Raw genomic sequence first — 22,700 nt, 5'->3', positions numbered from 1 at the left:
ACCCAATACGCGGGTTGTTCTCATTCCATGGACGCTCATGGGGTAACTGCATTGCTTGGATGGGAGCGGTTCAGATCGACGGCGTATGACTCCAGGATGCTGGCCAGCATGCGACGACTTGACAACCAGCAGAATAATCAACGATAATCGGGCCTAGCCTCTGAGAGATAAGTAGAGTGATCGTTCTCAGAGTAGAAGAGGAAGTCCCTATGAAAACCCGTGTCTGGCGGCGGTTTACTGCTGTCTTAACGTTGTGTTCGCTGTTCACCAATCTCCTGCCGCGCGCGGACGTTGCTGCGGCCCGTACCACTCCTCCTGCATCGGACGCACTCCTCAACGCAGCGCGACCGGTGACGCAATCGGCAGGAACCGTGCTGTTCTTGACCGGCTCCGCCGCCTCCGCTGCGGATGATGCGATTGCTGCGCGTTTAGCAACACAGTATACGGTTGTTCGCAAAAACCATGATCAAGAAACCCTCGCAGATGCCAATGGCAAGGCCTTAATTTATGTTTCGGCCACCGTTGATTCGGGGAAAATTGGATCGACCTTTGCGACCAGTGCCGTCCCGATGATTGTCAACGAACATGCCATCTATGATGATTTGGGGATGACGGGCACGGGGAATGGCCCGGATTATGGCTATGATAGTAGTCCGAGTACGACCCAACTCGTGTTAACCGATCTGCTGCATCCCTTAGCCGCAGGGTTAAGTTCGCCGGTAACGATCTTTGCAACCGCGCACAAAATGCCCTTTGGGCGTGGCAGTAGTGCCGTTGCGTCGATTGCGACGGTTTCGGGCTGGACAACCCGCGCGATGTATTTTGCCTACGACACGGGTGCCACGATGGTGACGGGGGTTGCGCCTGCCCGGCGGGTTGGCTTCTTTCTCGATCCCACCGCCGCCTTAGATTTAACGACCGATGGCTGGACTATCTTCGATGCCGCAGTCGCTTGGGCTGCCGGATCAGGCACGTCGCTTCCAACGGCCACGCCAACGAGTATGCCTGCAACAGCCACCGCCAGCCCAACGGCCACGACTGGTCCGCCAACCAGCACCGCAACCACGGTTTCGTCGGCAACCCCAACGGCGATTCCAACGTCTGCCCCGTCCGCAACCCCTACGCTTCCCCCTCCCAGTTCAACGCCCCACCCAACCACCGCGGCGACTCCAACGACGGTTCCAACCCACGGCCATGGTGGCCCCGTTGTCCTGATTGTAGGCAGCACGCCAGCAACCGGTTCCGCAGATGCCCGCATTGTGCAGCAATTGACCAGCCTTGGATATGATGTTACCACCGTGGTCCAAAGTGCCGCCAGCAGCAGTAGCGCAAACGGCAAACGCTTGGTCTTAATCTCCGCGACGGTCAACTCGAGCACGATTGGCAGCACCTTTCGGGATGTTGCTGTGCCGGTGATGCTCTGGGAAAATGGCCTCTACGATGTTGAAATGGGGATGACCAGTACCACCTTGGGCACGGATTATGGCACGACCGCCAGCCAAACAACGCTGACGATCCAAAATCCCAGCCATCCCATGGCGGCTGGCTTGAGTGGCAGTGTCAGCGTGATGAGTGCTGGCCGCGCCATGCCCTATGGCAGCCCGAATAGCAATGCGGTGCGGATTGCTGGAACTTCCAGTACTACGCCCAAAGCGGTCATTTTTGGCTATGACCAAGGATCTGTTATGGTGAGCGCCACCGCCCCTGCGCGGCGGGTCGGGTTCTTTTTCAATGATGATACCCCGCTGGTGGCAACCGCCGAGGGCTGGGCCTTGTTTGATGCTGCTGTCTTATGGGCGGTCAGCACCACCGTGCCGGCCACGGCCACGCCGATCAGCACGGTAACGCCCGTGGTGACTGCTCCCCCAAGTGCAACCAGCACCGCAGTACCGCCGGCGATCACCCCTATTGCGTGGGAGCCGTTCCCGATTGCCAGTACCTCACCAACGCCGGTCGTACCACGAGCATCAATGACCCAGTGTGTTGACCCGCATGAACCGAATAATAGCCAAGCCCAAGCAACGGAATTGCACTTGGGAACCACGCTCACGCAGGCATTTTGCGCACGTGATGATGTGGATTGGCTCGCTTTTCAGGGGGTCGCTGGTGGGGCCTATATGATCAATACCCGCAACCTCTATCCTGGGGTTGATACCGTGCTTGCAGTGTACGATGCCCAAGGAACCCTGTTGGCGCAAAACGATGATGCTGAATCACCGGAGCATCTGTATAGTGTTTCCTTCTCGTGGCGTTCAGCCGTGAGCGTGGTTGTGCCTGACAAGGGAACCTATTTTCTCCGGATTAGCTCATTTCCAACCCGTCAGCAACCAGCCGGATTCTACTACCAAGTTAGTCTTTCTCATGAACATACCGATCAAAATATCAGCTGTACTGCCACCGAAACCGCCAATAATAGTGCCCCGCAAGCCGAAGTACTTACGCTGGGCATGCCAACGCGGCGATCGTTTTGTCGCGGCGATGAAGATTGGTATACCGTGAATGGGACGGCAGGAACATGGTATAGCCTTGCGCTTAGCGACCTGAGTGCTGATTATACAACCGATGTGCGGGTGTATCGTGGTGATGCCCAAACGCTTGTTCATCCCAATACCACGATCACGGCGATATCCCGCACTCCACGCCTGACCTTTCTCGCGGTTGCGGATGAACCACTCTATATTCAGTTACGCCGAACCGATCTAACCCGCGCATACATGCCGTACTATACGCTCACCATCAACAGCAGTGCCTGCCGGGATACAGGGCAACCATTGGATGATAGTGTTGCTGAGGCGCAACTGCTCGCACAAGCCGATCTTGCAGGAGCCTTCTGTGCCCATGCCAGCGACCGTTACGATTGGTATCGCTTGAGCGTTCAGGTTGGCACGGAATATCGCCTACTGCTGACATCCGATCATCCCGATGCGCGTGGCATGGGAGTCAGTTTTCGCAATCAGTATAACCAGCCCATCGATGGTCCCATGTATTTAAGTGATCGCCTTGGCGGGCTAACGTGGGCGGTTTGGACTCCCAGCGCCAGCGGCGAGGTCTATGTGCGCGTAACCAGCCCGCAAGCGGGCGCACAGATGCAGTATCGCTTACGCATGGTGGATGTTGATCCGTGTGGCGATGAAGCCAATAGTTCAGCAGCAACTGCGACGACCGTAACGGTTGGATTAAGTGCCATTGCAACGCTCTGCACCACCACGCCCGATTTCGACGAGGATTGGTATCAGTTCACACCAACCACGGCGATAACCTATCACCTGCAACTGCATCAGGCGACGGATTTCGCCATTACCGAGATCGAACTGTATACAGGATCAACCTTGCTTGCCAGTGGTGAGCAGGTTGTCGCCCCATTAACCGCTGGCCAAACCTACCATATTCGGGTCAAGACCGGCCTGAATGATCCCATTGTGCGCTATCAACTGGGCATTGCCCCGTGTTCGTATGTCTGTGGTGACCCGAGTGAACCCAATAACGATCCCGCCCATGCAACCGTGATTCAGGCCGATCGGCCGTATCATGGCAATTTCAGCAGCAATCTTGATCACGATTATCTCCGGTTCCAAGGAGAAGCAACGGCCCTGTATCGGGTCACGATTTTTGGTCAAGGCATCGGAACCTATCCCTTTATTGATATTCTTGGCAATGATTACGCCATGAGTGTCGATGCACCGCTGGGAGGCGTTCAAGAGTATGTGTTTCGCGCAGCGACGACTAATTGGTATACCCTACATGTCTCCATGCTCGGCAATATTCAAACGTTGACGTCTGACTGGCCCTACAGTGTGCTTGTCGAGCAAATCCAAGCGCCACTGAGTGATCCGATTCGTACCCAAGCCACCGCTCCATTGTTGACCGCGAATCAATGGTATACCCGCACAACGATTAATGGAAACGATTGGTTCCGGATTCAAACGTTGCCGCATCAAAGTTATCAACTGGTCATTCGCCATCCGAAAATCTACGATACGGTAGAATTTTTCGATGAACAATACCCAAACGCTACGCGTTTTATTTCGCCCACGGTGCGCTATGAAACCAACACCATTAGCCAAACCTTTGATCTCCGTTCTATCGCCTTGCGTGATGGGCGGTATCGTGATGGCTATGTCGTACACCTCACCAATGATTTCTCTGGCATTGATACCTATGAAGTGGCATTAATCGCCACCCAAGAACTTTTCTCGCTCCAACCAGATGACGTGGACGAAGCCTATGGATTTGCTACCGACGATGATCGAGAAATGTTAAGGCTCGTCAATCAAGAACGACTGAAGCAGGGACTTGCTCCGTTCAAGTATGATGATCGATTACGAAAAGCAGCCTATACACAAGTCCAAGATATGACAGAGCATGGATTCCTTGGGCATCAGGGTAGTGATGGCAGTTGGCCTCATGATCGCGCCTTACGCTTTAACTATGAAAATGGCATAAATGCGTATGCAGGCGAGTTGGGGTATGGTGGGGGAAGCGTTTATTATGGACCCCAGCAAGCTGTTAATGCATGGATGGGCAGTAAGCGCCACCGTCATGGCATCTTGCATCGGTTTGCTCGTGATGTAGGACCATCGCTCGGTAGTTATCGCGGTGCCTTAGTGATCGGTTATCAAGAGCATAGTTATCCAATCTTTATCAATACCGAGGCCCTCACGACGACGAGCCGCGATGTGCATGTGTTATTCAGCCCTCCTATTCTTGGGTCACCCATTCTGGAGCCTGGCTGGAGTGTGGCGCTTGGTCATAGTCCGATCTTTACCCCCACGTGGATTCCCTATACCGTCACCCTCGGAACCGTGTATCCTGATCTGGATGATGGTGGGGATATGAGTACGGAATGGACTGTTACCCGTCCGATCTCTATCCCATGGAAACTCCCTTCCGGTCCTGGTGAACAGCGGGTGTTTGCGATGTATCGGTCGCCAGCAGGGGTGATCTCAGTCAGTAGTGATAGTATCGTGGTCGTCCCACCCGTGGTGGATGACCTAACGCAACCCGCGCTGCCGCCTGCACTCCTCTCGTATGACCGGATTGAGCAGAATGGCTCCAGTTCGCAGCCCATTCCTCTGCTGCTCCCAACTGGCCCGATGCAGCCATTGGATTGGTCACTGCACGCCCAAAGTGCCTTAACCGACCTCGCTCGGGATCACCAAGGATCGTTGGCCGGTGCAGGGGTGGCTATCCCAGAGTATGCCGTCCTGCGTTTGCCTGACCTGACCCCCAGCGACCCTGCCGATGATAGCTATGCCTTACTCTGGCATGGTCGCCTCTGGCGGCTCGTTCATGATTGGACATTGGGCGATACGACCTATCAGCTTGATCGCCAAAGCGCCCAAAGTAGTGACCTCGATGGCTGGGATTTACGAATTACCCGTCAAACCGGCGCGAGCCACGGGGTCGATGGCGGCTGGCACTGGGTCATGACCGATATGCAAGGTCGTACCTGGCAATTTGGCGCAACCCCCAGCAGCGCGTGGCGCATGCGGGATGCCACGGGGACAGCCCACCACTGGCGCTGGAATCTTGACCATGTGACGGATTTGCTGGGCAATCGCCAACAATGGACGTATGCCACCGAGACCGCAACCCATGCGGGAGCACCGTATGAACGGGCTGGCTATCCGCTGCGCGTGACCTGGGGTGGCAACCCGCAGCATGGGATTGCACCGACGGCAGAGGTCGTGTTCAGCTATGAATCCCGAACCGCGAACGGGATCGGCAGTGATCAGCGTCCCACCGACCTGTTTTACACTAGCCAACGGCTTGCGATGCTCGAAACCCGGGTGGCAGGACAGGTTGCTCGCCAATATCGTTTTGGCTATACCAGCGCGGTTGATGGCGACCGTACCCGCTTGTTACTCGCAACCATCGCTGAGCATCCTTTAGGGAACGCGACGGCCCGCACAACCATGGCCTTCACCTACACGCCGCCTGAAGTCGCTGGGGAAGGCTATCACCTGCGCACGATCAGTCTGAATGGCGCAACCCAAACCGCCTATCGCTATCAGCGCATGGAGACCCGCAATCCTGCCTATATGGTGCAGGCTGAATTGCATACACCAACCGCCGCTGAGCTGGACTGGTTCTTTCCGTCAACAGGAGCACGCGGAGCTAACAATACAGAACCATCGTGTGATACCGCGACTCTTGACCAAACCGTCAATAAATATCTTCACTATTCCTACGAATTAACGGTTTCACCTGACGTTGATGCATTGCCGCGGGTATTTTCCGATGAAACGCTCACCCGCGAACGAGTGAAACGCGATTGTTATAATCGGGCACTCTTTGAACGCTATCATCTTGAGCGCCCATACCAAGCAACCAATTATAAGAGTGGATGTAACCCGGGCGATGCCGAAGAACAACGGCAACGGGCAATGGTGGCCACGACCGAGTATTGCCACAAAACGGTGCGCAACTTCCAAGCACGCATGCTGCCATCGGGCGTTGAGCGCCTTGAGGTTCCTGCGGCCTTTGAAGATGTGCGGGCCGAGTTGCGGGCTGGCTCGTATGAGTTCCGCCAAACCGGCTATATCTACAATGCCAATGGACAGCCGATCTACACCGATGTCTTTGGCGTGATGGCAGATCCCACCGATGATCTCTATATCCAGCGCTCGTATGCCGATCCGCAGTTTCCTGATCTGGTAACGGCGGAAGCGACCTATGACCATACCAATACCCTGCGCGCCAAAACGACGTATGCCTACGTACCCGGCACGCGGCTGGTGGCGGCAACCGGGCGGTGGTTGCTGGAAGAACAGCGGATTCTGACCACAACCCTGACCTATGATCCGCAAGGACGGGTGCGTAGTACCACAGACCCGCTCGGTGAAACCACGACCTATGGCTATAATGCGTTGGGGCTTACGTCCTCGATAACGAATCCGCTCGGTGTGGTTGCGACCATGACTTATAACACACTTGGCCAACTGATTGCCCAAACCGATGGCACGGGCGCAACCACCTACTCAGTCTATGATCCCACCACGGGCCAGTTGCGGAAGACGATCGATGCCCTTGGGGCCACCACGATCTATACCTATACGGCGGCAGGGCTCAAGCAGCAGGAGCAGAATCCACTCGGTGGGGTGACCAGCTATGGTTATACCGCGCTTGGTCAAACGGCGGCGGTCACCAATGCCCTTGGGATGGTGACTAGCTATACGTACGATGGATCTGGCCGTTTGGTCAGCACGACCACTCCCGCCGGAACGAGCACCACCATCTACGATGGAGCGACGGGGCAACCCATCCAGCACATCGATCCACTGGGCGTGGTGGCGGCGACGACGGCTACCGATGGGGCCGGTAAACCGATCACCACGACGGATGCGACCGGGGCGACCAATACCACGGCGTATGATGGCTATGACCGGGTGGTGGCGGAAACCGATGCGATGGGGGCAACGACCCGCTATCGCTATGACCTCTTTGGCAATCGGATTGCCATAACCACGGCGTTGAGCGCGACCACCTATCAGCAATTCGATAGTCTGCAACGCCTGCGGGTGATAACCGATACGCTTGGGGCGGTCACCACCTATACCTATGATGATGCAGGCCGTTCGATTGCGGTCACCGATGCGCGCGGTGCTACCACGCGGACGCAGTATGATGCGGCAGGTCGGGTGATTGCCAGCACCGATGCCTTGGCGCACACCACATACACGACCCGTGATGCCGTGGGCCGTGCGATTCGCGTGACCGATCCGTTGGGGTTTGCGACCGTCACCAGCTATGATCAGCTTGGGCGTGTTGTCGCGACCACCAACCCGCTGAGTCATACCACGCGCTATCAGTATGATGCCATGGGAAACACCGTGGCGATGACCAACCCGCGTGGCTTGGTCAGTCGCACCAGCTATAACGTGCTGGGGCAGCGGATTCGCGCGATCAATCCCCTCGGCCAAGTGACCACCTATCAGTATGATGCCATGGGTCGGCTGGCGACGGTCACCGATACCCTCGGGCTGGTCACGCAGACCCAGTATGATGCGGTGGGCCGCACGGTGGGAACCAGCACGTCCATGGGCTTTAGCACCGCGACCGCCTATGATGCACGCGGAAACCCCAGTCTGATCACGGATACCTTGGGTATTACCACGACGACGGCGGTCGATCAGCTTGGCCGCACCACGGCGGTCACCACCGCTGGCCAATTCACCACCCAGACGGGCTATGATACCGTTGGCAATGTGAACCGGGAAATCGATGCGAATGGGGTGGTGACCGGCTATCGCCATGATGCCGCAGGCCGCGTGATTGCGGTGATTGAGCATGCACAGCCGGGGCACCCACGAACCACGACCACGAATGTGGAAACCCTGATTGGCTACGATGCGGTGGGCAATACGGTGGCGATCACCGATGCCAATGGCCATGTCCGCACCACCCAGTACACGCTGCTGAACCAGCCAGCACAGATCTGCGATGGTCTTCAGCGCTGTACGACGATCACCTACACGGCACGGGGTGAACGGGCCACGGTCACCGACCCGCGTGGGGTGGTGACCACCTATACCTACGATTCGGCCGGACGGGTCGTGACCATCACCTATTCCGATGGCACGCCAGCCGTCAACTATGGCTACAATCCCACCAACTCGGTGATCGCGATGGTGGATGGCAGCGGCCTGACCACCTATGGCTATGACGCTTTAGAGCGCATGACCACGCGGAGTCAGAACGGCAGGACGATCACGCGAACGATTGCCCCCAATGAGCACAGTGTCAGCACCGACTATTGGGGCACGGGCAGTGTAGTGGCGACGCGCGATCCCATGGGCCGGACAACTGCCATGACCGCATGGAATGCGCCGACAACCCAGTATACCTATCGCGGTGCGACTAGCGCGGTCACGGCCATGAATCGGTCAGCGCTTGGGCAGCAGACCACCCAGACCTATCGGGCTGATGGTGCGCTGCTCCAGATTCGCTATGGCCCGGATACTGACCTGACCTATACCCGTGATTCGGTGGGCTTGCCAACCATGCTGGCCGAAACCCTGGATGGGCAGGCGCTGACGACCCAGGTGGCCTATGATGCGCGTCAGCGCGTCATCGCCGTGACCCAAACCAGTGCGCTGGCGCACGTACCAGCGAGCAGCCAGCACTATATCCTCGATGCGGTCGGCAACCGCCTGCACGATGGGATATCCGCAACCACCCACACCTACGATGCGGCGGATCAGGTGCTGGGCTTCACCTATGATCAGGCGGGCAATCTGCTTGACGATGGCCAAACGCGCTATAGCTATGATGGGGCCAACCGCCTGCGTCAAACCCAGAGCACGACGATGACGGTCGCGTATGGCTATAACGGCTGGGGCACGCTGGTCACCGAAACGATCACCCATGGCCTCGCGGTTACCCACACGCTGTTCCTCTGGGATGAAACGGGTGATTTACCCCGCTTGCTCGGCACGCAAGCCTCCAATGGGGTTGAAACCCAGTATGCCTATGGGCCGGAAGGGGTCCACGCCGTCCGCGAACGCCAGCACACGGCACCGTGGCTCGTGACCTATACCCAACTCGATGCCCAAGGCACGATTCGGGCCTTAATTACCCCGACGGGCGCAGAGATGCAACGCACCCATTTCAGCATCTGGGGCACGATCCGCAGCCAAACGGGACTGAGCAATAATCGCCTAGGTTATACCGGCGAGTTGATGGGCCACGATAGCACGGTCTATCTACGCGCGCGCCATTACATGCCAGCGACAGGCCGCTTTCTCCAACAAGATAGCTTTACCGGCATTCCGACCAGTCCACAATCCCTGCATAAATACACCTATGCGCATAATAGCCCGGCGTGGCATACTGATCCCAGCGGCAACATCATCCCGTTCCTGTTGGGTGCGTGGGCCGTCATCGAAACGGGGATCTCGATTTATGATGCGTATACAACCGTTGATACCCTGCTCGATCCGTGTGTCAGTGGGTGGGAGAAAGTTGCAACGGGAGCGCTTTGGATTGCGGGCATCTTTCTGCCGGGTGGCGGGTATTCCAGCGGTGGCAAGGCGGTTGTTAACCAACTCGATCATGTCGATGAGGTCGCCGATGCCCTCTACCATGTCGATGAATTCGTTGATGCTAGCGATGAATTGGCCGCTGCGGGCAAGGCCCTGGATAATACCGCAGACACCATAGATGACGCTGCCGATGTGGCCCATAGCGTTGAGCAGGTCGATGATGCTGATGCCCTATTGCAAGTGGCGGATGACCTTCCTTGTGTGCCGGGCAATAGCTTTGTGGCAGGTACGCTCGTTGAGAGTAGTCATGGACTGGTGCCGATTGAAACCCTGGTGGTGGGCGATACGGTCTGGGCGATCGATCCCCAAACCCAACAATCAGGCTATTATTCGATTACGTGGACGACGGCGCATACCGCCACACTCGTAATTGAACTGACCGTTCAGCCGCTCACCGATACGCTGGGGCTTGCGCAGGAACAGATTCAGGCCACCGACCATCACCCGTTCTGGGTCTATGGGCGCGGCTGGATCGATGCCGGCAAGTTGCGCGTTGGCGATCGATTGCTGGGCGATGCGGGTTATACCATTATCGTCGTCGATGTGGGCGTGGAGTTGCAGCCTGTCATGGTCTACAACTTCACGGTGGATACGCTCCATACCTATACTATTGGCCAGGCAGGAATTCTTGTCCATAATGTAGGATGTAATCACTTTCGCACCAAATCTGGGTTACTCCTTGATGAAAGTGCTAAACATGGTAATTTTTTAAGGCATACATGGGATCATCTTGATGAATGGGAACGTATTGTAGACCCTGCTACTAAAAAGGTTACAAAGGTTAAAAAGACTCATACCGTTTTTGATGTCGAAAATTCTGCCTATCTCTATGACTTATTAGACGAAGGATTTAGAATTCTAAAAGAACAGGGCATCACAGCAATACCCGGCGATCCTGGTGCTTTTCTTGTCCCAATGGGGCGTGCCATCGGGACAAACGGTGAGACATACATGAAAATGATTTTCAAACAAGGAACTGATGTGCTTATTACGGCATATCCATATATGCCGTAATGAATGGAATCCTCGATCATAATTGCACAAGGAGTGCTTGATGACTGATAGCGTTATCACCAACATCGATATCGATGATGATGCCATTCGTGAACGGCTCAAGGAGCCATCAACCAATCTCGACTGTATGTTTCTGCGCTGCCCTGCTTGTGATACCATTATGCTGGTCGATTGGGAAGAACATCGGATGTATGTCGATCCGAACAATATCTTTGATCGCTTTACCATGGAACCGATGTTGAACGATATTGTATGCCCTGGATGTCGCAGCCCGATTGAACCTCACGGATTGCTCGTCGCGGATAAACTAGAAATTAGTCCATGGCATGTTCCGATCAACTTAATGCTCGCCAGTGACTGGGCATGGGCGATCTATCCGATCCGGCCGAGTCTCGTGACCAGCCTTGCTGCACCTATCAACCAATAAAGGCACACTTCTGCCCTCTAGACTGAAATGGTCTCTTCATATTAATGAAGAGACCATTTCTCAAGCCATAACCACTATTGACACTGATGGAGATTTGCTGGTGTATATGGGGTTAAGTCAAGAAACGCAGAATTTTGGCGGTAGCATTAAAAAGTATTAACATTCATCACCAGTGCTCGCGCTCCCCTCATCCATCGCCCTCGTCGCCGAGATCACACGTCGGGTCGATGGGATCGGGCATGTGCTCGAAGTGGTTTGGATAGTCCCCATACCGCCGAAGATGCTGGGTCGGGTACGGACTGAGGTGGGCGACCAGATCGCGGCGCACGGGATAGCCCTCGGCCCGGAGCTGGCGCAATGCCTGACTGAGATCGATGGTGTTCTGGAGAATGAGCGCGTTCGCGACCACATCGCGGTAATGCAGCCGCTTCTCCTGCTCCGCCGGATCATTGGTGTCAATGATGCCATAATTGCTAAAGAAGACCCATGCCGCAAACCCATTGAAGGCCTCGACCTTGTTCGTCATGCTGAGCACCTGCTGGCGGAGTTCCAGGCTGGAGATCGAGCGCAACAAGACGACCGTGCGGATGACGCGGCCGACCTCGCGGAAGGCTTTGTACAGCTTGTTCCGTTTGCTGTCGTGGCGCAGCTTACGCAGGATGGTCGAGGCGAGAATCGTGCCCTCGTTAATCGAGATGACCACCTGCATGAGATCTTGCCAGTGCGTCTCGATCAGCGTCCAGTCGATCGTCCCGCCAAACAGCGTGTCAATGTGCTGGTAGGTGACATCGTGCTGCGGTCGAAAGAAGATCAACCCTTTCCAGTTGCGGATGCGCGGAATCAGATCGATGCCCAGCAGATAGGTCAGCGCAAACACTGGGGTCGATTGCGCTTGGGTGTCCCCGTGGATCACCAGCGGTTGGATCTCGGAGGTGTTCTTCAGGAGGCCATCGATGATATAAATCGCCTCCCAAGTCCCGCAGGTCATGAAGTGGCTGAACAGCGCAATATACTGATCGGAAATGTGCTGGTACGCAATCCCGCCTTTGGCCCGATAGCGAAACGAATACTCCGCGATCAGGTTATCTTCGGCGAGATCATACTGACTTCCATCGACGCCAGCGACCGTTCCATCACCCCACAGTTTGGGGAGGTCGAGTTGGTTGTAGGTGGTGATGATGTCCCGGCGGGCCGCCTCCAACATTGGCTGGGTAATGTGTTGGCGATTGATCGTGGAGAGGGTCTGGGCCGCGATCGCGCCGCCCGTGTGGCGCTCGGTTTCTGCCGGCCCGAGATTGGAACCATAGCAAAAGGTGGCTAAGAGATAGCGCATGGTTGGGTTGGCCATCTTCGGTTCTGAGCCGGAGAGCGGGCCAAAGTGGCGCGACCAGTCTGTCCAATGCGCGGTGTTCCAGAGCGCCTCCAGCACGCTGCGGCTGGGCATCCGCGCATGGAGCATCTGCTCGAACGCTTCCATCTCCTGCGTCGGGACGGTCTTCGGGAGCTTTTTGAGCACCGGAGTCCCATCGTCGGCAATCACCAGCGAGCTTTGGTCCGGATAGCCCTGATCCACCTCCTCCGCGACGAGCTTAAGCCAGATCCAGAGCTGAAAGACGAACCCCTGCGGCGTGCTGGCTACGCCCACCTCCCGGCAGAAATCCAGCACTTTTGGTTCACATTGATCCCAGGGGAGGAGTTGCGTGCGGAAGTCGGCATACTGCGCAGACCCGCGAACCGCGAGGTCGCCAGTCTTGAGGCCTTCGGCAAGATAGGTAAAGACACCGATCTCGAAGAGGCGGCGGTCAAAAACCTTGCGTTTTTTGCGTTTGCCGTGTGTTCGTACAATGACGCGGCGCCACAGATCGTTGGCAAAATTGAGGTCGATCGTGGCCGGAATAACGGGCTTCCGGAGCCGTCGGAGCGTGCGAAGTAGGGTGAGCGCGTCCATCAGCCCATCATCCTCCGTGGTTGGCACGATCTCCAGCAGATCGAGGAGCCGAAACAAGACTGTGCGGGATGCCGCATAGAGTGGGGGGAGCAGCGGAAGATAGTTCTGGCCGTTGTAGGCACTGATGACCAGACAGTCCGCCAGCAAGGTGTCCCCGCCGCCATAGGCATTGAGGATCTGGCGCACTTCTGGTCCAAGGTGGGCGTCGTCAGCCTGCGCCTCCGTCGTTTCCAACACCTCCGTCAACACGGCGAGCAACTGTTCAATGGTTTCCTGCTGCCGTTCACGGAGCTTCTGTAAGGCCGTCTGCCCACGTCCATGCAAGGTCTTAAGGTACTTGCGGAACATCAGAATCAGATCATCGCGGGCTTGAATCTGGACTTGATGGAGGAGGCAGAGCAGCATCAGGCGGCGCCGCGGAGCGCGGATGTCGCGCACTAAGGCGGCATCGAGACCCTTCGTTTCCTCGGCGAAGTGGATAATTTTGCTATGCGCCACATCTGCCAGCAAGGTGGTGGGGTCGGCGATCGCTTCCAGCCAATGGAGGCGATCCTCCAGCGTGCGAAGGTGATCACGGGTTGGCTTCTGGGGCAGTTCCTTGAGGCGCGTGAACTCCGTCCGCTGCCGGGTGCCCTGCGCCGCCACCAGTTGATCAAGACGCGCCATGATGGGTTCGGTGAGGCGAGCGCCGACCCGTGCCACAAGCTGCCGATCGACCAATGCACCAACGCGTTCAACGATTTTGTCGAGCGTCGAGAATGCTGGTACTTCGGCATTGGCTTTCATCAGCGATTCGATGGCAACATTAATCAGATCGGCCTCGCGGTTCATGCGGTGGGCGGCCTCGTATACCGCATGAACCGCAATGTGCCGGGTGGCTGCGCCATTGGGGAGCACCTTAAGGGCGGTGCGAATGGCTTTGTGATGGTCATACATCGTTCTGACAGCGCTATAGCCAAACGGCAGGTCAGGGTCAAGGCGCAGCGTCGTGCGGATGTGCGCGACAATCGCTGGAGGGATGTGCTCAAGGGGTGGAAAGTGATGGAGGTATTGGAAGACTTTGACCAAGACCACGAAATTAAGGCGGAGCTGCGGGTAGCGGGTGACCTGTTGGGCCATGGTCCACTCCGCTGCGGTGGGCGTAAACCGCTCCTGAAGCAGTCGGGCGGTGATGATGCGCTTAAAGCGCGGATAGGTTGTTCGACGCACGGATGTTGGCATTGGTATGTCCTCCACGGTGCCATGGGTGATGGGTCTGTGGCCGATCTGCTGGATGGGTGCTTGCACCCATCCACGTTGAGGTATGGTCGTTGCGACGACCAGTGCGGATGCCACACGAGACGCGGGGCCACGCTCCGATGAATCGCAGCACCGATTAAGGCGACGATCGCCCCAAGGATGCGTGGGCCGTCTGGTCGAATGCCATCGACGAGCCACCCCCAGAGGAACGACACGCCGCTCCACGCGACACCCGCTGTTGACCTAGCCCGGAGCGGGCTGGTTGGAGCCAGCATGCTCCGTCGCCTGCATGCTGGCTCCAACCAGCCCGCCACGCTCGTGGCGCACGCGGAGTCCGTCATACCGTTAGAGCCGCCGGTCTTGGAGCGGGATGATCGCGGTCGCAGGCTCGGCCAGTGTGCAACACCCATCGGTACACGAGTCCGCTGCACGCTCGGCCACGGGGATCGTCGTCGCGCGGCGTTTGGGTATCCCGCGTAGGCGGAGGAGCCGCGCTGAATTCGCCATAATACCCAGATCCGGCAGCGACTGCGCCGCTGCGGCGAACACGGGCGGGAGTACGCCTAGGGCCGCCAGGGTCAGGCCGACCAGATTGTACATGGCGGTAAAGGCGATGTTGCCTTTGACCACCTGCATGGTGCGTTTGGCGACCGCCAGCACCGCTGGCACCAGCATCCAGTCATCACGCATCAGGGCAATATGGGCGGCCTCCAACGCGACATCTGTGCCAACGACCCCCATCGCAATCCCAACGTGCGCTTGCGCCAGCGCGGGAGCATCATTGACACCATCGCCAATCATGACCACCCGATGGCCCTTGGACTGGTAGTCCCGCACCACCGCGATTTTATCCTCCGGCAGCAAATTGGCACGATAGCTGATCCCGACTTGGCTGGCCAGCGCCGCCGCCACCCGCGCGTTATCGCCGGTCAGCATCTCAATCGTGCCAATCCCTTGGGCGCGGATTGCTGCGAGTGCGTCGGTGATCTCCGGCCGCACGGTATCAGCGAGCGCGATCAACCCGATCACCGCCCCGTTGCGGGCCACCGCCACCACGGTATTGCCAGCGGCTTCGAGTCGGTCGCCCTCCGGATGCGCAGCGCCGTCGCCCACCATCCGCTGGTTGCCCACCATGATGGTGTCAGCCCCGATCTGGGCGCGAATGCCATGGCCGGGGACGGCGGTGAATGATTCGGGCGCCTGCACGGGCAGCCGGCGGCGTTGGGCCGCCTGGCGGATGGCGGCCGCCAAGGGATGCTCTGAATCGCGCTCGGCGGCGGCGGCCATAGCCAAGACCTCGGCCGCTGGTGTGGTATCCAGCGGAACGATCGCGGTGACGGTTGGCCGGCCGACGGTCAGCGTGCCAGTCTTATCGACGAGAAGGACATCGGCCTGAGCCAACGCCTCGATGTATTTACCGCCTTTGATCAGCATGCCCTGCTTGGCAGCCGCGCCAATCGAGGCCAGCATGGCGATCGGGGTGGCCAAGGCAAAGGAACAGGAACAGGCCACCAGCAAGACCGCTGCCGTCGCCAGCGGATCGTGGCGAAGCAGAAAGGTCAGGATAGCGATGCCGGCCACCACGGGCAGGTAATACGCCGAGAAGGTATCGCCAATCCGCTGGACATCGGCGCGATGGGCCTCGGCTTCTTCCACGAGGGCAATCACCTTGCCGAAGGTTGAGTCGGCGCCGACCGCAGTGGCCTGCACCCGCAGACTACCGGCGGCGGCGAGGGTCGCGGCAAACACGGTCTGATCGGGTCCGACCTCGACCGGCATTGACTCGCCGGTGATCGCGGCCTGGTTGACGGTGGCCCGACCGCTGACGACGGTACCATCGACCGGAATCGCGTCGCCCGGCCGCACGATGACCACATCACCGACCAACACCGCATCGAGCGGGATCGTCATCGCGTGGCCATTCCGCTCGACCCGGGCAGTTTTGGGGGCCATGGCAGTGAGATCCTTGACCGCCCGGCGCGCTCGTTCGGTGGTAAAGCGTTCGGCGTACTCGCCGGTGCGCATAAACAGCACGACCAGCACGGCGGTCGGCCACTCACCGATGACCAGCGCGGCCACCACGCCGACCGACATCAGCGTGTGGGAAATGACGGTGCCCTTCAGGGCCGAGCGAATGACGCTGCGGAAAATCGGAAAGCCGCCGACCAGCACGAGGGCCAAGCCGATCGGCCAAGGCACCACGGTGGTCAGCGCATCCAGCCAGCCAAACTGTTCGCCGAGGATGACGAGGCCGATCACCGCGAGGAAGATCAGCCCAAAGACCACAATGATCGACGAGGAGAGGGTGCCGAGATCGGCGGCTGCGGGCGCGGCATCGGATGCACTGGGTACGCGATAGCCGCTTTGTTCGATCCGGCGAACCAGCGTGGCCCGATCAAGCTGGGTGCTATCGAACTGCACCGTGGCTTTTTCCGCACTCAGCAACACCTGCGCGTGCTGAACACCGGGCAGCAGGCTGAGATCGCGCTCGATGTGCTGCGCACAGGTGGTACAATCCATACCCTGAACCGGCAGCGTGATTGTCTGAAGGGTTGTCATTGCTCCTCCGTAGTCTGAAGGGTTGTCATTGCTCCTCCGTAGCACGGCTATAGCGCGTGCAGGCATAGACACCATGCGCCACATCCGCGAGCAGGGTATCAACCAGGGTCATCAACTCCGCAACGCGCGGATCGCTGAGTTGGTAGGAGACGAAGCGCCCCTGCTGTTCGCGGGCGACCAAGCCGCAATCGTGGAGGCAGCTGAGGTGGTTGGAGACATTCGGCTGGCTCAAGCCGGTCGCGTCCACAATGGCCGACACGGTCAGCGGCCCGGCGCGCAACGCTTCCAAGACCCGGAGGCGTGAGGGATCGGCAAAGCCACGGAAGAGTTTCGCCTTCAGATCCGCTGGCTGGAGCGGAGGAGTACGGGAGAGCATATGCAAGACCTCATGTATCATTACATCACTATGTGATGATATAATACCGGAAGAGGAGAGTCAAATCAAGAAGACAGGATGCGTCAGACGGCGATGATCAGGAAAGACCGGAGGGGAGGCGTACTGCGGAGGATCATCATTGGGTCGGTCATCGTGATTGTTGGCGGTGTGGTGTGGTGGATCGGAGGGATGCCGGTATGAGCGGTGGAAAAGGCCCTGCTCGGAGAGCAGTAAAAAGTCGGGGGCACTAGCCCGATATCGGCAGCACTGGCGGAATCAACGGCTCAGATCGGAAACCCGCATACCACCCGCGAACGGTCGTGTGCTGTTTAGTGAGGTCGTCACCCAGTTTTCCTACCTCGTGCATGCCCCTTGCCGCACGAGATGCCACGCGGTACGATGCCGGTCATATCATTCATTCGCTCGCTTGGAGGCTTGCTATGACTGCCGCTGCGTTTGCCGATCGGCTGACGTTGTATGACCGTTTGCACGCGTTTCCATCCGCTACCAATGCGGAGCATGCCGCCGCCATCGGGCGGTGTCGCCGCTGGGTTGCCAAATGGAAATCCCGCATTGGATCGCCACCCCATCCTGACCCGCTGGTCGCCTGCCGCTCGCGTTCGTCCGCGCGTCACCACCCACCGCCGGCTCCCACACCACACGTTGTTGCCCGCATTCTCCACTTCCGCGATACCCTCCCCGACCAGTTTCACCGCACCGTTGGCCCCAAAACCATTGCCTATTATCTCCAGCACGATCCGGAGCGCACCGACGATCCGCTGCCCCGATCAACCGCGACCATTTGGAAGATTCTGCGCCAGCATCAACGCATTCACACCCCGCCCCGCCGCCAACGCCAACCCCTCCAGCCGCCTGCGCCGTGGACGGAACTCGAACTCGATTTCACCGATATTCCCTCAATCATCCCTGATCCCGACGGCAAACGCCAGCACGCTGGCGAAGTCTTCAACTGGATCGATGTGGGCACGGCGCGACCACTGGCAATGATCGCGGATGGCGCTTTTTCGATGGAGCGGGCGATTCGGGTGAGTGCCGCAGTCGTGCTCCGCCACGGCATTCCGCCGCTGGTCCGCTATGACCGTGACCCGCGCTTTGTCGGCGCACAGCAGATGGATGATTTCCCCTCGCCATGGGAACGCTTGTGGCTGTGCCTTGGCACGACCGTGGATTGTTGTCCCCCGGGCCGTCCCGACTTAAAGCCCTCGGTTGAACGGTTTCATGCGACGCTCAAAACCGAATGTTTACGGCCTGCGTGGCCCACCATCATTCCCGATGCGCAGGCCGCGATCGATGCGTGGGAACCATGGTATTGCGATGAACGCCCCCATCAGGGCCGTGCCTGCCAGAACCAGCCACCAGCGGTGGTGTATCCTGACCCACCCGCGTGGCCGCAGGTTCCCGCCACGCTTGATCCCAATCGCTGGGTTGTGCAGCTGCATGGAAAAACCTGGGTGCGGCGCGTCTCAACCCGAGGAAGCATCACGGTTGGGGGCAATGACTACTACGTCAGTCGGACGCTAGCGGGACAGGAGGTGGTGGTGCGGATGGATGCTCCAACGCAGGAACTGGTGGTGTACCACGCGGAACACGAATACCGCCGTCGCCGCCTCCGCAATCTGATCACGACCGACCTTCCGTTCGAGCAGTTCATCGACCAGTTGTGTGCTGCGGCACGGGGTGAGGATGCGCGTATTCGCGATCGCCAGCGTCGTCATCGTCGGTAAGGATTTGGGATAACCACAGCGCTCCTGATTGCCGCTCACCGTCTGTGGGAGCGGCGTTGCGGCGTGGGTAACCGCAGGATTCAGCACATGGGGTCAAGGGGCATGCACGAGGTGAATGAATCGGGTGACGACCTTGCTAAACAGTACAGGTCGCCTCCCAATCGCCATTGAGCACCTGGGTTCGCACTTGGAGCAGCAGATGTGCTCCTTTCGGTGTCCACTGCATTTGTTGTTTCTTGACCATGCGTTTGCTGACCACATAATTCACCGTTGACTCGACAAAGCTGGTACTAATCCGCTCGCCCTGCCGATAACGCTCCCCATAATTGATAATTGACCCGCTGTTGTGGTCAATGGAGGTGCTCAGGTCGTGGACATACCGCCCCATCGTTGCCGCTGCCACGCTCCCCGGCTGGATGGTGATCGCCCCATCGTCATCGTCATCCCAACCATCTAACCATTCGGCAAGCGTGTCCACGGCCTCCAACGCGCTGGCCGTATTGCCATGCCAGAGGTGGTGTTTGATCCGGTCGATGCTGTCTGCCAGTGACGGTCCATCCCAAGGTGGGTAGTCCGGACGGACGGGAAGCCCGCGAGCGCACTGCTGGAGAACCGTTAGCCGCATCGTGAGATGAAACCAATCCAACACGTGCTCGGCCTGCGGGTACAGGTCATCAGGCAGGCGGCGGACGGTATCACCGCCATCCGTGAAGAAGGTCACCTGCTGATTGGCTTGCATGCCTTGGGATCGGAGCAGGTCAAACAGTCGCCGTCGGGGCTTGCGATCATACCGCTGCACCAAGGCGAAACATTTACTGGTTGGCGGCATGCCCTCCGGCGCATCCCGACGAAAGGCGAGGATGCTTTTGCCCGCAATAACCTCAAACAGATTGGCCGTCTGTGCACCACAACTGCCGCGTCGTGCGCGAAGAATCGCCCCGTCGAGTCCGACCGACAGCGGCCCATCAGGCATGGGCAAGCGATCACGCTCGGCTTGGCAGGTATCCCACACCATCACCCGATCATCACCGAGCTGCTGTTCAAGCCGCTGGGCATCGTGGAGCAGATGATTGCGCACCGTCGTTGCATTGTGCGTCGCATCGATGGGCAACACCTCGTGGATGAGCCGTGTCGCGAGGCCATAGGCCATGAGGCTGGCCCATTTCGTCTCAAGATAGCGCAATTCGGGACTGACCCGCTCAGGGAGCAACTGGGCGAGGGGACGCACGGTTTTGGTTTCGGTCGCGTGCAGCTGACAGGCACACTGATACCAGCGGGGGTTTGCGACCGCAACGCGGCCAAAGAGCGTCCGGAACGGGGCGGTGGTCTGCTGTTTTATCCGGCGTGGCGTGGCACAGGTAGGACAGGGCCGGTGCTGCGCGAGGTAGGCGGTTACTTGGTGGGTGACCAGCGCTTGTTGGGTCTGCTGCAAGAGCTGTTTGCTCTCGGCGAGGGTTAAGCCAAGCGTCTCGATGCTCGTTGATTCCCGCGCAAGGGTGGTCAGTACGTGCTGGTGGTGGGTGTCATCATCGGCCTGAATCTGGATGGTGATCGTTATCTGCATGTGGGTTCCTCCCCAGCGCGTGAAAGGCCTGATTCACTGCCCGTCGATCGAAGGCGATGGGAATCCATGCCTCCCAGTCGTCGAGGTGATCAAGCGCATCCATAAAATCGTCATCATCAATCGTTGGGCGTGGCCCGCCCGCCGCGAATGTCTGGACCCGTTCGATGATCAGCTGCATGGCAGCGTGGAGCGGATCAAGGCTGTCCCACGACGTTCGTTCCCGGAGAAGCGCTCGGTAGCCCGGGGGGCCACCACAATCTTCGGGTGGACATGCCCCTGAGCCCGCGTGACAGTGGGGATACACGCGGTGTGGTAGTGCGGGACGAATCTGTTCAATCCAGATATCGTGCTGCCAGAAGTCGCCCATATCGTAGTCGTAGCGGAAGCGCTCACCAACCCGCAACCGAAAATCGGCAAGCCGCACCTGGTCGGGATCGTCAGCAAAGGAAAAACCGCCATCGTGATAGACTCCATAGGCCTTGCCATAGATCAGCAATTGATGGAGGTGGGCATCCTCCCAGCCCATCGCAATTTGGAGAATGGCATGGAGATCAGCAATGGTGGTGATTGCGGCAACCTGGACTCGTCGCCACACCTGCGGCGTGATATCCCGCAACACGATTTTGAGGTGATAGATCAGTGGTGTCGATGCAGCAAGGGTCATGGCACCTCCGGCTGGGTTTTCACGGCGAGGACGGGGGGCAAGAAAACGGTCGTTTGGTTGCCCATGGTGGGGGTTGCGCGAAACAGTGGTGCCATGGGCTGTCAGACGGGCATGAAACGCGGTCAAGCTATCTTTGTTAAGATACCACCGGCAACAATGAGATTCTTGACCAGAAGGAGCGCACCCATGCAGCTTGGCTATGCCCGTGTTTCCACCGACGACCAGCACCTGCATCTGCAACATGATGCCTTGCAGCAGGCCGGATGCGAGCAGATCTTTGCCGATCACGGCAGTGGTGCAACCGCTGACCGGAGTGGCTTCCAGCGCTTGCTGGACTATGCGCGAGCGGGTGACATCGTGGTGGTGTGGCGCTTGGATCGGCTGAGCCGCTCCCTCAAAGATTTGATCACATCATCACGCTACTGGAGCGTAAGGAGATCGGGCTGAAAAGCCTGCATGAATCGATCGATACGACCTCCAGTGCGGGGAAACTGATTTTCCATATCTTTGGGGCACTGGCGGAATTTGAGCGGATGCTCATTCGCGAACGCACCCACGCGGGTTTGCAGGCGGCCCGTGCGCGAGGACGGAAGGGTGGGCGACCGAAAGCGCTGTCCGCCGATCAGCAGGCGTTGGCCGTAAAACTGTATGATGAAAAGCAGCACACGATCGCGCAGATCTGCCGGATGCTGGGGATTTCAAAGCCGACGCTGTACAAATATCTCGCCGATGCGTCCGCAGCGGCAACCACCAACGCCTGAAGCGCATGCCCCCGACTTTTTTGTGCTCTCCTAAAAGTATTAACGATCAACTACCATTGCATAATACTAATCACGATGCTTATACTAAAATGGTTGAAGGAAAACTAAATACACTTGATAAATTAGCAAAAACAGAAGGTTGGTCAGCTATTCAAATCATGACGCAACTTGATATGCTTGCAGCTGATCTTCGTTTGTATCTTCGAAACTTAGGAGGTGGGGTTCGCGTGCCGCAGTAATGTAGAATACTTCATGAATTATTGATGATGAGCGTGGTGTTGTATACTACCCAGTCTGAATACTATACAACACCACGCTCCCCTAACAAAGAGCATCATGCTAAAGTAAGGGTTAAATTAT

General features: G+C 58.1%; 9 protein-coding genes and 1 pseudogene. 5 read left to right on the top strand and 5 right to left on the bottom strand.

Translation table 11 applies throughout. From position 1 onward, the window contains the following. The first annotated feature begins 209 nt into the window (after positions 1 to 209). On the top strand, positions 210 to 11,057 hold the full coding sequence (locus JOD20_RS24930) for a polymorphic toxin-type HINT domain-containing protein (protein ID WP_204757882.1): 10,848 nt from the start codon (positions 210 to 212) through the stop codon (positions 11,055 to 11,057). A gap of 40 nt (positions 11,058 to 11,097) precedes the next feature. Next, positions 11,098 to 11,484, top strand: a complete 387-nt coding sequence (locus JOD20_RS24925) for a hypothetical protein (RefSeq protein WP_204757881.1) — start codon at positions 11,098 to 11,100, stop codon at positions 11,482 to 11,484. A gap of 187 nt (positions 11,485 to 11,671) precedes the next feature. Here the strand turns inward: JOD20_RS24925 and JOD20_RS24920 are convergent, their stop codons facing one another. The 3 genes from JOD20_RS24920 to JOD20_RS24910 form a co-directional block, all read right to left on the bottom strand. Next, positions 11,672 to 14,653 (bottom strand): Tn3 family transposase, encoded by a 2,982-nt coding sequence (locus JOD20_RS24920; protein WP_204757880.1) that lies wholly within the window; start codon positions 14,651 to 14,653, stop codon positions 11,672 to 11,674. Between the two features lie 363 nt (positions 14,654 to 15,016). Continuing rightward, positions 15,017 to 17,230, bottom strand: a complete 2,214-nt coding sequence (locus tag JOD20_RS24915) for a heavy metal translocating P-type ATPase (protein ID WP_204757879.1) — start codon at positions 17,228 to 17,230, stop codon at positions 15,017 to 15,019. Between the two features lie 25 nt (positions 17,231 to 17,255). Next, positions 17,256 to 17,606 (bottom strand): ArsR/SmtB family transcription factor, encoded by a 351-nt coding sequence (locus JOD20_RS24910; RefSeq protein WP_204757878.1) that lies wholly within the window; start codon positions 17,604 to 17,606, stop codon positions 17,256 to 17,258. Positions 17,607 to 18,046: 440 nt separating this feature from the next. Here JOD20_RS24910 and JOD20_RS24905 point away from each other — a divergent pair, with 440 nt between their 5' ends. Then, positions 18,047 to 19,351 (top strand): integrase core domain-containing protein, encoded by a 1,305-nt coding sequence (locus JOD20_RS24905; protein ID WP_204757877.1) that lies wholly within the window; start codon positions 18,047 to 18,049, stop codon positions 19,349 to 19,351. 136 nt (positions 19,352 to 19,487) lie between these two features. Here the strand turns inward: JOD20_RS24905 and JOD20_RS24900 are convergent, their stop codons facing one another. Together JOD20_RS24900 and JOD20_RS24895 are read right to left on the bottom strand one after the other, a co-directional pair. Beyond that, positions 19,488 to 20,909: an ISKra4 family transposase gene (locus JOD20_RS24900; protein ID WP_420828963.1), complete on the bottom strand. Its 1,422-nt coding sequence runs from the start codon at positions 20,907 to 20,909 to the stop codon at positions 19,488 to 19,490. Continuing rightward, entirely contained in the window at positions 20,878 to 21,579 is a 702-nt protein-coding gene (locus tag JOD20_RS24895) for a plasmid pRiA4b ORF-3 family protein (RefSeq protein ID WP_239584070.1), read from the bottom strand. The genes JOD20_RS24900 and JOD20_RS24895 overlap by 32 nt, the downstream gene beginning before the upstream one ends. Before the next feature lie 186 nt (positions 21,580 to 21,765). Between JOD20_RS24895 and JOD20_RS26610 the strand changes: the two are divergent. Together JOD20_RS26610 and JOD20_RS24885 are read left to right on the top strand one after the other, a co-directional pair. Next, positions 21,766 to 22,340, top strand: a pseudogene (locus JOD20_RS26610) (recombinase family protein). Between the two features lie 5 nt (positions 22,341 to 22,345). Continuing rightward, positions 22,346 to 22,579, top strand: coding sequence for an AHH domain-containing protein (locus tag JOD20_RS24885; RefSeq protein WP_275580670.1), 234 nt, complete (start codon positions 22,346 to 22,348; stop codon positions 22,577 to 22,579). Positions 22,580 to 22,700 lie beyond the last annotated feature (121 nt).

Source organism: Herpetosiphon giganteus (assembly GCF_016907925.1).
GTDB classification, from domain to species: domain Bacteria; phylum Chloroflexota; class Chloroflexia; order Chloroflexales; family Herpetosiphonaceae; genus Herpetosiphon; species Herpetosiphon giganteus.
This window is presented reverse-complemented; position numbering and strand designations above follow the sequence as displayed.